Genomic DNA, 13,352 nt, shown 5'->3' on the forward strand with positions numbered 1-13,352 from the left:
CAAAATGCTAACAAATGCCTGTTTCCATAAGACTTCACCTTCAGATAAGATAGCATTAAAATCATATTTGAGGAAAAAAGAGACAGTTACTTTTCTTTAAACGGTTACATTTATTAACCGAAAAAAACAGGAACTAAGAGGCAAATTCTTTCCTGTTACTACACATCAGGTTGAAAGAAATACGGTAATTTGCCCTTCAATTCAATCCGCTTTCGGACAATATTCCGAAAGGAACGACCTTACATAACTTACCTGTATGAAAATAACTTTAATGCTGGCTGCGTCGCTTACCGCTTGCCTGACAGCCTTCGGACAAGAAAGTAACAATGCCAAACTCTGGTATGACAAACCTGCAAAACACTGGGTTGAAGCACTTCCGGTCGGGAACGGCCGCATCGGCGCTATGGTTTTCGGAGGCGTGGAGAAAGAATTACTTCAATTGAATGAAAGTACGCTTTGGTCGGGTGGACCGGTGAAAACCAAAGTAAACACAGCTTCTGTAGATTATCTCCCGCAGGTACGCAAAGCACTTTTGGAAGACCAGGATTACCAGAAAGCGAATGAGCTTACCAAAAAGATGCAGGGCTTATATACGGAATCTTATATGCCGATGGGTGATATTTCCATCACTCAGGATTTCAAAGATGCAAAACCAACTGCGTATTACCGCGACCTGGATATTGCAAATGCAACGGCAACTACTCACTTTACAATCAATGGTATAGAATATAAAAGAGAAATTTTCACTTCTGCACCCGACAACGTAATGCTGGTTCGGTTTACAGCATCCAAACCCGGACAACTAAACTTTAAAGTGGCAGCAACAAGCCAGCTGAAGTATACAGTGGAAGCCTCTCAAACCAAAGAGCTGGTTCTGAAAGGAAAAGCGCCTGCGCACGTGAACCCGAGTTATTACAATCCGAAGGATCAGCAACCCATCATTTACGAAGATCCATCTGGCTGTAATGGGCCCAGATTTCAATTCCGTATGAAAGCCGTAAACAAGGGTGGACAGATCTCTACTGATACAAGTGGAATCACAGTAAATGGTGCTACAGAAGTATTACTCTATGTAGCTGCAGCCACCAGTTTTAATGGTTTTGATAAATGTCCTGGCAAGGAAGGAAAAGACGAGAATGCGCTGGCCAAATCTTTTCTGGATAAAGCCTTAAAAAAGACCTACCCAGTCCTGCTCAAATCGCACACCTCCGACTATCAATCCTACTACAACCGGTTGGTATTGAATGTACGCGACACCACGGCAAACAACCCGAATATCAAACTTCCTTCCGATGTACGCTTGCAGCAATATTCAAAAGGAGATTACGATCCCGGTATTGAGATGCTGTATTATCAGTTTGGCCGCTACCTACTGATCTCCTCATCACGACCCGCGCAATATGGCCTACCGGCAACACCACCAGCCAACTTGCAGGGTATATGGAACAAGGAACTTCGCGCGCCATGGAGCTCTAATTACACAATCAATATCAATACCCAGATGAACTACTGGCCGGCAGAGGTGACTAACCTTTCAGAAATGCACCTGCCGCTGATGAGCTGGATCAAAGACCTTTCGGAGACTGGCAAAGTAACTGCAAAGGAATTTTACGGCGCAAAAGGTTGGGTAGCACATCATAATGCGGATATATGGGGACTTTCCAATCCTGTAGGTGATGTTGGTGCCGGTGATCCTGTATGGGCCAACTGGTATATGGGCGGCAACTGGCTTTGCCAGCATCTGTGGGAGCATTACCGTTATACTGGAGATAAGACATTTTTACAGCAAAAAGCCTATCCTGTAATGAAGGAGGCTGCCTTGTTCAGCATCGACTGGCTTGTGGAAGATAAAGACGGATACCTTGTCACTGCTCCTTCCACCTCTCCCGAAAACCTTTTCCGCGATGCAAATGGAAAACCAGCGGCAGTATCGGTAGCGACCACTATGGATATGTCCATTATCTATGATTTGTTTTCCAACCTGATTGATGCGGCTGAAGTGTTGGGCAATGACGATGCATTCAGAAAATTACTGATTGACAAACGTGCAAAACTTTATCCATTAAAGGTTGGAAGTAAAGGACAGTTACTGGAATGGTATAAGGATTTCCCTGAAACAGATACGCTGCATCGCCACGTATCTCACCTGTTCGGATTACATCCCGGACGCCAGATATCGCCCGCAACACCTGAATTCTTCAATGCGGCCAAACGTACGCTTGCCATCAGGGGTGATGCCGGAACGGGATGGAGTAAAGGTTGGAAGATCAACTTCTGGGCGAGACTCCTGGATGGAGATCACGCCTATACACTGATTCGCCAATTGATGCAATATGTGAACGCTGACGGCAGCTCAAAAGGTGGCGGAACTTATCCTAATTTCTTTGACGCACACCCGCCATTCCAGATCGACGGTAACTTTGCCGGAACCGCAGGTATGTCCGAAATGCTGATTCAGAGCCATTTGAAAGAAATACAGCTTTTACCTGCATTGCCTTCAGTTTGGAGAGAAGGTTCTGTGAAAGGACTCAGAGCGCGTGGCGGATTTGAAGTCGATATGAAATGGAAAAGCGGGAAACTGGTTTCATCTTCCATCAAATCACTGAATGGTGATCAGTGTGTAATCAAAACTTTGCAGCCTGTCAAATTTACCGGAGTAACTGCGAAGGAAGAAAAGACGGATTCGGGATTTGTATATACCTTCAAAACGCAAGCTGGAAAGACTTATCAGGTTACAGCACTTTAAATTCAAGATATACAAAAATCCCCGCCACTCCTTTATCAGGACGGCGGGGATTTTACTTTATATCCACTTACAAATTTTTCCGGTTCAGCTCCTTCACAGCATGATCCGCCGCACGTGCGGTCATAGCCATATAGGTGATAGAAGGATTCACACAACCTGATGAAACCATTGCAGCGCCATCCGTTACAAACACATTTTTGGCTGCATGAACCTGATTGTATTTATTGAGGACGGATGTTTTCGGATCTTTTCCCATACGGGCAGTACCCATATCGTGAATACCCAATCCCAGGTGCGTATCCTGTCTGTTGTTGCCAGTAATGTTTTTAAAACCAGCCGCTTCCAGCATCTCCATCGCTGAGCGCATCATGTCTTTTCGCATGGCGATTTCATTCTCGCCAAAAGCAGCATCAAAGACGATCATCGGTACTCCCCATTTGTCTTTCTTTTCTTTATCCAGAAACATCCTGTTTTCAGGATTAGGCAGTACTTCACCAAAACCTCCGAAACCGATGTTCCAATTTCCCGGTCGCGTAAGATCTTCTTTAAAGGATGCACCAAAGCCATCCTGACCTATCCCCCTTTTCCAATCCGCACGACTCGCTCCTCCCTGATAACCATAACCACGAAGAAAATCCTGTTTATCACTTTTCCAGTTCCGGAAACGAGGAATATACAAGGCAGTAGGTCTTTGACCGAATATATAATCATCGTTAAACCCTTCCACCGTTGCGTTAGCTCCTACCCCCAAATGGTGATCCATAATATTACGGCCCACCTGATCGCTGTCATTCCCGAAACCATTCTGAAAGCGGTTTGAAACCGAATTCAACATCAGCCCGGCTGTATTCATGGAGCCTGCATTCAGGAAAACGATTTTGGAAAAGAATTCTTCCACCGCCATTGTATGCTGATTGATTACGCGCACACCTTTTGCTTTTTGCGTCTTTTCGTCATACAAGATCTCTGTGGCGATGGTATCGTGTAATACCGTCAGCCGATCCGTTTTCCTTGCTGCCGGTATTGAGCCGGCTATAGAACTATAATATCCTCCGTAAGGGCATCCTCTGGCACATTTGCTTCTGTACTGGCAAGCAGCACGCCCCAGTTCGGTATGCCAGGATTGTGGCTGGGTCAGGTTGGCAATACGACCTATGGTGACCGGTCGGTTAAGGCTCTTTTTCATCTGATCCCGAAAATGGCGCTCAGGTGCATACATAGCCATGGGAGGAAGAAAATGGCCGTCGGGCAGTACATCCCAGCCTTCCTTTTGTCCGCTGATACCGACAAATTTTTCAACGTGGGTATACCATGGCTCCAGGTCATCATAGCGGATCGGCCAGTCAACAGCGATTCCCTCCTTCGCATTGGCTTCAAAATCTTCCCTGCACATCCTGTATGACTGACGTCCCCAGTGCATCGATTTCCCTCCCGTATGATAAGCCCTGATCCAGTCGAAAGGACGTTTTTCTATGTATGGATTCTTTTTGTCGTCTGTAAAAAACGGAGAGGTTTCTTCATTCGCCAATGAGCCGAAGCGATTATTAGCCCAATATTCCTCCGCCGAATGAATAGAAACCTTTCCCCTGTGCTCAAAATCCCAGGGAGCCTTCATGGCAGTTTCATAATCTTCAATATGCTTGATTTCCCGCCCCCGCTCAATCATCAAAACCTTTAGCCCTCTCTCAGTAAGTTCTTTGGCAGCCATGCCGCCTGTCATCCCCGACCCTACTACAATAGCATCAAAGGTGTGCGTTTTATTAACTTGTAAATTTAAGTTCATGGTGGTGAGTTTAATAAGCGTAAGCCCTTTGACCAGGTTTCAGTTTGATAAGTTCCAGCTTTCCGGGAATAGGCACATACTCGAAGGAGCCCTTGATTCCCGCCTCCGAAGTGAAATACCCGAGCAAGGTAAGTTCCTTCATCAGTCTCCAGAACGGCAAACCCTTTGCCACTTCTTTCATTTGTTCACGGTCTTCATTATCGCCCATTTTGGTCTGCTGTACCTGATATTCTTTCATCAACTCAACGGTTCTGGCTTCCAGATCGCGAATAGCTGTTTCCTTCTGTTGTTTGTTGAGCGACAGAAACTGACTCTTTTCAAGATCCTGTAAACCTGACGCAAAGCTTTCATGTTCAGGTTTGCGGTAACAATCCTTCAACATCATCACTATAAATACGGGTACACCTGCGTCGGCAGCACCCGGCGTATCCGTGCGGGGAATGATAATCTCCGCTACTTCAGCAATAATCTGCTCTTGTGCTTTAGAAAATTCGGCTCCGGAGCTCTTTCCCGAGTGGTGGTTTCGTTGCTCCCATGCATCCATCGCCTGTAAGGTAGGAGCCGAAAAGGCACCTCCCAGCATTATTGCGACGCTTTTAAGTACTTCCCGTCTGTTCATGATTGTATAGTTCAGGTGATTACAACAAATGGTATTAAAGCAAAATACTTTTGTGTTTTAATAATTGTATAAAACACAAGTATTCCCGATTCTACCGATTCATTTACTGAATTTTGACTATAATTACACGAAATTTAACATAACCTGCTCCGAAGGATGCCCAGCACAGATCAAACTCCGACCGTAACAGCTCAGATGCGCATCAGAAAACCTGTGCATGAAGTGTTCAATGCGTTCATCGATCCTGAAATCACCAGGAATTTTTGGTTTACAAAAGGAAGTGGTAAACTGGAGGCAGGTAAAATAATAGTCTGGGAATGGGAAATGTACAATGTGTCGACAGAGGTACATATCGAAGAAATTAAACCGGACGAAGAAATCGTCATCAGTTGGGGTGAACCTGCTACCAAAGTGGTTTTCTCATTCCAATCCTTGTCTGACAACTCCACTTATGTAAGCATCACCAACACTGGTTTTTCTCAGCAAGGATCTGAGCTTTGGGCTGTTATCAATGATAGTACGGGCGGATTTACAACAGTACTGGATGGAGCAAAAGCATGGCTGGAATTTAACATCAATCTGAATCTCATCGCAGATAAATTCCCGAAGGAAGTATCCGACCATGGAGCTTAATATAAGATGGTGTAATAACCGATAAAACGGTTTAGTGCAAAACTTTAAAAAGCAGATCGGTCAGAAAATCAGAAGTAAACTCACTCTTGTTCTGCGGATTGACATCCGTAAGTTTGGGCAGAAACTGACAGAAAAATTGTTGATGATGTGCCGTCTCTATGAGCGTGCTGCTCAGAGAATAAGGATATGCGTATTCAGGATCATAAGCCGTAATAGCTCCGGCAATTTTTGCACAAAGATCTTTATAGGGTTTAAAAACCTCGTTTTTGTTGTACTCGCTCACTTCCTTCACCAGATACACCTTGCTGCTTTCAGAAATGACGATATGGTTAAGAAACTTTTTGTTGTAGTCAAGCTGCCCCGAACTCTCAGGTAGTTCATGCGTCAGGAGCTCTACAATGGTTTTTAATTTTACTTTTTTATCCTCCACATTCTGCAATTTGAACACCAGCAGAAATTCCATGTAGCTCCAATACCAGTTAAGGATATACAGCAACAATTTGTGTTTGTTTTCAAAATAGCGGTAAATAGTAGCCTCCGTTGTATGAATTTCTACCGCCAGCTTCTTAAATGTAAAATGCTCAAAACCAAGATCATAAATTAAATCAATCGCACTTTTTACAATATGTTTACCTATCTCGCTCTTCTCTGGATCCCGAAGATAGATATTCTCATTAAGGTGAAAAGTAAGTTGAAATTCCATGCCGCGTGAATAATGTTTCTGCAAAGTTGCAAAAATTCTACGGACAAAAGTTAAAATATCATTAGAAATATTATAACTACTTTATGCAATAGTATTACTATTGTTTTTCGTTACTAATGTTATATTTGTAGAAAAAAACCGCTTCATGAAAAAAATGACTCCCTTACAAAGGCTTTGGAGCCTCATAAAGCTGGAGAAACCCGAAATAGTATCGATATACTTTTATGCCATACTGAGTGGACTCGGACAACTCAGCGTACCCGTAGGAATTCAAGCCATTATCGGCTTTGTACTGGGCGCAGCTATGGTGACTTCAATATATGTACTGATTTTTCTTGTTGTACTTGGCGTAGCAGCGGTAGGTATTTTCCAGATTAATCAGATGAAGATTATCGAAAAAATCCAGCAAAAGATCTTTGCAAGAAATGCTTTCGAATTTGCCGATATCATTCCGCGATTTGATCTCATCAAAACAGATAACCTTTATCTCCCCGAAAAGGTGAACAGGTTTTTTGATACCCTGAATGTTCAGAAGGGGCTGTCGAAATTATTATTAGATGTGCCAGTTGCCAGTATTCAGATTGTGTTCGGCCTGTTGCTTTTGGGCATTTACCACCCATTCTTTATCATATTCGGCTTATTCCTCTTGCTGATCTTATGGCTTATCTTTTACATGACAGGTAAGGACGGTCTGGATTCAAGTCTGGAAGAAAGTAAGTACAAATACAAGACCGTTGAGTGGCTTACAGAAATGGCACGTGTGATTACGCCTTTCAAAGTAAACCGGAATTCTTATCTCAATCTGACCAACACTGACAATTATGTCACCAAATACCTGAACTCGCGTACGGATCACTTCAGGGTACTGTTGTTTCAATTCAAGACACTGGTTTTCTTCAAGGTAGCGATAACCCTGGCCATGCTTTCGGTAGGTACTTATCTTTTGCTGAGCCAGCAACTTAATATTGGTGAATTCATCGCCGCCGAGATCGTCGTACTTACGGTGATCGGAGCCGTTGAAAAACTGATCGTAAGCCTTGAAAGCGTTTATGACGTAGTAACTGGCCTTGAAAAACTGGCATCTGTAACGGAAGGGCTGACAGAGTCCAATAACGGACTGGATATAAGCCAGGTAAAAAACGGACTGAATATCGAATTAGACAATCTTACGTTTGGTTTCCCTGGCACGCGAAAAATCGTACAGAATCTTAGTCTGAAAATTCCGGCAGGTAGCAAAATTGCCATTGCGACAGGAGAATCTACAGGAAAATCGACACTCCTTAAGTTACTCGCCGGCGTTTACAGGGATTTTGAGGGTATATTTAATGTTAACGATATACCGCTGACCAACTATGAGAACAAGTCGCTTCGCGGGCATTTTGGTCTGTACCTGAACCAGAAAGAAATATTCGGAGGCAGTGTTTTCGAAAATATCAGCATGGGTAACAAGGCGGTAACGCACGAACACATCATTGACCTGGCTCAGCAAACCGGTCTTATCGAATACATCAAGCAATTACCTAAAGGACTCGACACCATCGTGAATCCGAATGGTAAGAAACTGGTGGGGCGTACGCTGAGAAGCATTCTGCTACTTCGTGCTTTCGTTACCGAACCTGACGTGCTGATCCTGGAAAAACCATGGGATCACATGGGGCCGGAAACCAGAGAGCACCTGATTTCGTATCTAAAAAACAGACCTCCGCATGTGACCGTAATCGTTGCCACACAGGACAAAGATTTCGTAGAAGAAAGCGATTACACACTTTCTCTTCAGGCTGGATTTGTAAACATCACTAAAAACAACTAAGAATGGATCAGGCAAAATATCAGATTCCTCTGAGGTCCTTCGATCAGATATATCGTATCAACGAAGATAGTAAAGTAGCGAAATGGTCCTTTGCTTTTCTCGTGTTCCTGTTGGCGATCTTGTTTCTGCCGTGGACACAGAACATCAAGTCAAAGGGAAATATCACAACGCTTTACCAGGAACACAGAGCACAGAATATCAACTCTCCTATCCCGGGGAAAATTGTAAAATGGGCTGTGCGGGAAGGTGAATTCGTAAAAAAGGGTGATACCATCATGCACATTTCCGAGATTAAGGAAGATTACCTTGATCCCAACCTGATTGGCCGGACACGTGAACAGCTTGAAGCGAAAAAAGGTACGATTGAGTTTTATGAAAGGAAAGCAGCAACGGCATCGGTTCAGATGGAAGCGCTGAGGGAATCAGAGAAACTAAAAATTGATCAGCTAAATAACAAACTTAAACAGCTGGACAACAAACTCGCATCAGAGAAAGCAGAACTGGAAGCTGTTACAAATGAATACGAACTAGCCAAAAACCAGTACGAGCGCCAGCAGAAGATGTATGAAGATGGGCTGGTATCTCAAACCCAGCTGCAACAGCGTAACCTGGCTTTCCAGAATGCTTTGGCCAAGCGTGTAATGGTAGATAACAAACTGGCACAAACCCAGCAGGAGGTCATCAATACACGTATTGAGCAGAACAGTGTAAAACAGGAGTACGCGGAAAAAATAAGCAAAACAGAAGGAGATCGTTTCCAGAGTATGAGTAATGTTACGACAGGAGAAGCTGAAGTGGCAAAACTTGAAAATCAGGTAAGCAATTATATCATTCGTAACGATATGTACACGATTCTGGCTCCACAGGACGGTCAGATCGTACAGGCTAATAAAGCGGGGATCGGCGAAATACTTAAAGACGGAGAACGCATTGCTGTTATAGTACCAACACGTGTACACTACGCTGTAGAAATGTATGTCGAGCCGGTGGACTTACCGCTGATCAGCGTCGGACAAAAAGTACGGTTTATGTTTGACGGTTTTCCGGCAATTGTATTCAGTGGATGGCCCAACAACAGCTACGGAACCTTTGGTGGGAAAATTGTGGCTTATGAAAACACGATAAGTCCAAACGGTATGTTCCGCGTATTGGTAGAAGAAGACGATACAGAAGACAAAAAATGGCCCGCTCAACTCAAACTGGGAACAGGAGCTCAGGGCATTGCCTTGCTAAAAGACGTACCGGTTTGGTACGAGCTATGGCGGAATATCAATGGCTTCCCGCCCGACTATTACAACCTTCAGGAGCAGAAGGCTAACGAAAAAGTGAAAATCAAGTAATGTTACATATTCATAAAATTGTCTTTACGGTCGTGCTGCTGCTAGCCTGCATGCTATATACGCGTAGTGCAGGCCAGACCCGTGATTCCATACCGGAACTGAATGCAGAAGAGGTATTGGAAATTGTACGGAAGCATCATCCGGTTGCAAGGCAGACCGACTTACATATTGATCAAGCCAAGGCTGAACTGCTCGTGGCCCGCGGCGCATTTGATCCGGTAATCAGCGCTTACCTTTCCCGCAAGAGATTTGCCGGGACCAACTATTACCAGCAAACTTCCCCCCAAATCACCATCCCCACCTGGTTTGGGATTGAAATACAAAGCGGACTCGAAAATCTGCGTGGAAGCCGGCTGGATCCTACCATGACCGCCGGAAAATCAAGTTACATAGGCGTAACCGTGCCATTAGCCAAAGATTTACTAATGGATAAGCGAAGAGCTGCTTTGAAACAAGCGCGCATATTCAACACCATGGCCGTGACGGAACAACGGGCGGTAGTCAACAACCTGCTGATGGACGCTATGGACGCGTATTGGCTATGGGTCCGCTCCTACCAAATCTTTAAAATTGTAGAAAATACGGTACTAATCAACCAAAGAAGGCTTGACCTCGTACGCCAGTCTTTTCAAAATGGCGAAACTGCCGCAATTGATACCGTAGAAGCATTGGCCCAGCTACAAAGTTTTCAGTATCAGCAAAATGAACGATGGCTGGAATTTCAGAATACCGGCCTTGAATTATCTGCCTTTTTATGGACAAAAGATACTGAGCCTTATGACCTGCCGGTCACAGTTATTCCACAAGGTGGCTGGGAAAATGAAGAGGCCGTCAAAAACTTCAATACGAGTCTGGAAGAACTGCTGAGTGTGGCCAACAAAAGTCATCCGGAGCTTCAGATATATGATTTTAAACTGGATGCACTTGATATTGAAAAGAAGCTGAAATTTCAAATGCTTTTGCCTAAAGCTGACTTCACATACAATCACCTGAGTAAAGATTACGGCATTGTCAGCAGTGAATATCTGACGCCATTTTTTGATAACAACTACCGCTACGGATTTAAGTTTGCCTTGCCTCTCCGTCTTTCTGAAGGACGCGGGGAATACAGAAAAGCGAAGATCAAAATTGAGTCGACCAGACTCGACCTTGATCAGAAAAGGCTAAGTGTGCAGGTTAAGGTAAAAAGCTATTACAACGAACTCACTAACCTGCGCAACCAGATCGCCCTGCAAAGCAATAACTATATCAACTATCAGCGCCTGGTACAAGCAGAAGAAGCGAAATTGGAGAGTGGAGAAAGTTCGCTGTTCCTGATCAATACCAGAGAAAATAAAGCGCTCGAAGCGCAACAAAAATTGCTGGAATTGAAGACAAAGTATTTCAAAACAATTTACGCCTTGCAATGGAGCGCGGGGTTGCTGGCATTGTAGCGCGCTCGGCCCGATTTGTAATCGGGTCGGACAAGGCTTAGCGTTTGTAACGCGACTTAACCCAGTTTGCAATCGTGGCGCCTATGACTCAGCGTTTGCAATGCAAATTTTATAAAAGCGTTACAAACGCTAAGCCAGCTAACCCCGATAGCAAATCGGGGTTAGCGAGTTACAAATCCTCCGACGTAACGTCATAGCCATGAACCTAAAATTCCCATCATGGCCTCATCTCAATATTTTATACGAAATCAAAATGGAAATTACTTCCTCACAATGACAGCAGTTGATTGGGTAGACGTTTTTTCGAGAAAAGAATACCGATTCATCATTGTTGAAGCTCTCAGGTATTGTCAGAATAACAAGGGCTTGATCATACATGGCTGGTGCCTTATGTCCAATCATCTGCATATGCTCACAGCCGCAAAGGAGGGGTTTCAACTTTCAGACATCATCCGGGATTTCAAGAAATTTACATCGAAAAGAATCAGAAAGCAGGAGAGATTGGATGCTTTACAGATTTCAATATGCCAGAAAGTTCAAAACCAATGTCAAAGAGTACAAATTTTGGCAAGATGGGAATCATGCTACCGAATGCTTTAATTATGAGTTTGCTATGCAAAAACTTTACTACATTCATCAGAATCCGGTTCGGGCACTGATTATTGAAGAGGCAGAGCATTACCTTTTTAGTTCAGCAAAAAACTACTGTGGTCAAAAAGGATATTTAGATGTAAAGTTGATATAGAGCCGCTGGAGATTCACCTTGACACCATTTATAATCGGGTCGGCTGAGGCTCAGCGTTTGCAATGCCAATTTTTATATACGCGTTGCAAACGCTAAACCATGCAACCCCGATTACAAATCAGGGTTAGCGCAAAACTTTCGTCCCCGTCAACTTAAACTGATACGGCCACTGCTCTTCCGGTGATGGCGATTTTTGTCTCCCAAACGGTATCGCCCAATGTTCTGCAGGAGCTCCGCTTACAACTAACCACAGATGCTCAGTATCCTTAGGAACTGCAAACTCTGCCTCTCCTTCTGCATTTTTGTATACATCACTATATACCCTGCTTCCATTCTTCTTCTGCGCCACAAAACCATAACGCCATCCCGCTTTATCTGTTTTCACATTCGCATATCCAGGGGCACCGGCCATTCCTTTAAAATTCAGATGAAGCTTTGCATCCCCAGCCGGAACCTGCAATGGGATACCATTATACCCATAATTCTGCGGACAGTTGGTAGAATCCACTTTATACCATCCGTCTCCAACCTCGTTCAATTTGGTTGTATGCTGATTTGCATATTGAGCGGCCACTTTTTCGACCCTCTTCAAATCCCAGGTCATGAATTTACGGGCAGCATCAAAAATTTCATCATTGAACTTGTCCTGATCTGTGTTAGTAATACGCTTATAGGTTGCCACAGGATCCTCTCCCTGTTCTGTTTCTCTGCACAATTTCCCAAAGAACTCCTTCCCATGCTTCTCCGACCAGTATTCAAGTACATATGGGGAGTGATACATATTGGTAGGATGAAGAAAGGCATAATGCGTTTTCTTCATGAAGTTCACAAGGTGGTAATTTTCAAATGTCATCCATTCCGGATAAACCTGCCAGAGCATATACTGAGCAGACATTTCCATGATAGGCCCACGAGGTCCCTTTTTGTTATCAGAACTCGCCATATATTGAAAAGCGTGACCCAGTTCGTGAGCCAGCGCCCCATAAGGTGCTTTTGACATACGCACAGCCGGCGTCCACAGAATTCCTATTTTATTCTCAACACCTCCGCCAAATGCTGTTTGTTCTTCCCCTCCGAACACATAAAGAATCATCTTGTACTGATCCGTCAGCGATTTGCCTTTCTGAACAATTTTAAGATCATTCACGTAATAATCATAGAAGCGTTCGCACTCTCTGAGCGCAGCCTTCGGATCAAACCGTGCTTTTTCGTTCGGATTTTTTGTGGGGTCCTGCCCAAATTCCTTATTCCAGAAAATCGCTATATTATCAGATTGAACCATACGCTTGAAACTATATTCACTGGCATCATTGGTATAGTCATTACCGTCCGGCACCTTCATTACTTTTGCAGGAATATACAATTCCTTTTCTTTCGTTACCTCTTTCGACTTGTCATGGCCATCTGCAAAAGACGTCACAGGCGTGACGACTAACCCACCAATATAAAATAGGACGGCGGCGGCTTTCAGAAAAATTTTACTTTCCATTTGTGCTATATAGAGAAATAAATGATTTAATCTCATAAATATAGCATTTCC

The 13,352-nt window shown here is 43.9% G+C and carries 10 protein-coding genes; 6 read left to right on the plus strand and 4 right to left on the minus strand.

Features of this window, described 5'->3' with window-relative positions; all coding sequences use genetic code 11:
- Positions 1-256 precede the first annotated feature (256 nt).
- Complete coding sequence (locus DSL64_RS17835; protein WP_115832284.1) at positions 257-2,746, plus strand: glycoside hydrolase family 95 protein; 2,490 nt, start codon at positions 257-259, stop codon at positions 2,744-2,746.
- A gap of 67 nt (positions 2,747-2,813) precedes the next feature.
- Here DSL64_RS17835 and DSL64_RS17840 read toward each other — a convergent pair whose 3' ends face one another.
- Together DSL64_RS17840 and DSL64_RS17845 are read right to left on the minus strand one after the other, a co-directional pair.
- Entirely contained in the window at positions 2,814-4,529 is a 1,716-nt protein-coding gene (locus DSL64_RS17840; RefSeq protein ID WP_115832285.1) for a GMC oxidoreductase, read from the minus strand.
- A 10-nt stretch (positions 4,530-4,539) separates the two neighbouring features.
- A complete protein-coding gene (locus DSL64_RS17845; RefSeq protein WP_115832286.1) occupies positions 4,540-5,148 on the minus strand; it encodes a gluconate 2-dehydrogenase subunit 3 family protein in 609 nt (202 codons plus the stop codon).
- Positions 5,149-5,304: 156 nt separating this feature from the next.
- Between DSL64_RS17845 and DSL64_RS17850 the strand changes: the two genes are divergently transcribed.
- Positions 5,305-5,781 (plus strand): SRPBCC family protein, encoded by a 477-nt coding sequence (locus DSL64_RS17850; RefSeq protein WP_199539427.1) that lies wholly within the window; start codon positions 5,305-5,307, stop codon positions 5,779-5,781.
- 31 nt (positions 5,782-5,812) lie between these two features.
- Here DSL64_RS17850 and DSL64_RS17855 read toward each other — a convergent pair whose 3' ends face one another.
- Positions 5,813-6,484: a TetR/AcrR family transcriptional regulator gene (locus DSL64_RS17855; protein WP_115832287.1), complete on the minus strand. Its 672-nt coding sequence runs from the start codon at positions 6,482-6,484 to the stop codon at positions 5,813-5,815.
- Between the two features lie 145 nt (positions 6,485-6,629).
- On the opposite strand from DSL64_RS17855, the gene DSL64_RS17860 reads away from it, so the two are divergent.
- The 4 genes from DSL64_RS17860 (at position 6,630) to DSL64_RS29300 (ending at position 11,667) form a co-directional block, all read left to right on the plus strand.
- Positions 6,630-8,294, plus strand: coding sequence for a peptidase domain-containing ABC transporter (locus DSL64_RS17860; RefSeq protein ID WP_229217129.1), 1,665 nt, complete (start codon positions 6,630-6,632; stop codon positions 8,292-8,294).
- A gap of 2 nt (positions 8,295-8,296) precedes the next feature.
- Positions 8,297-9,634 (plus strand): HlyD family secretion protein, encoded by a 1,338-nt coding sequence (locus DSL64_RS17865; RefSeq protein ID WP_199539429.1) that lies wholly within the window; start codon positions 8,297-8,299, stop codon positions 9,632-9,634.
- A complete protein-coding gene (locus tag DSL64_RS17870; RefSeq protein WP_229217130.1) occupies positions 9,634-11,067 on the plus strand; it encodes a TolC family protein in 1,434 nt (477 codons plus the stop codon). The genes DSL64_RS17865 and DSL64_RS17870 overlap by 1 nt, the downstream gene beginning before the upstream one ends.
- A 273-nt stretch (positions 11,068-11,340) precedes the next feature.
- The gene (locus DSL64_RS29300; protein ID WP_229217133.1) at positions 11,341-11,667 is read left to right on the plus strand and encodes a transposase; all 327 of its coding nucleotides are present in this window, start codon (positions 11,341-11,343) and stop codon (positions 11,665-11,667) included.
- 269 nt (positions 11,668-11,936) lie between these two features.
- Here DSL64_RS29300 and DSL64_RS17880 read toward each other — a convergent pair whose 3' ends face one another.
- Positions 11,937-13,301, minus strand: coding sequence for a DUF6055 domain-containing protein (locus DSL64_RS17880; protein ID WP_115832289.1), 1,365 nt, complete (start codon positions 13,299-13,301; stop codon positions 11,937-11,939).
- Positions 13,302-13,352 lie beyond the last annotated feature (51 nt).

The organism is Dyadobacter luteus (assembly GCF_003383615.1).
Taxonomy (GTDB): domain Bacteria; phylum Bacteroidota; class Bacteroidia; order Cytophagales; family Spirosomataceae; genus Dyadobacter; species Dyadobacter luteus.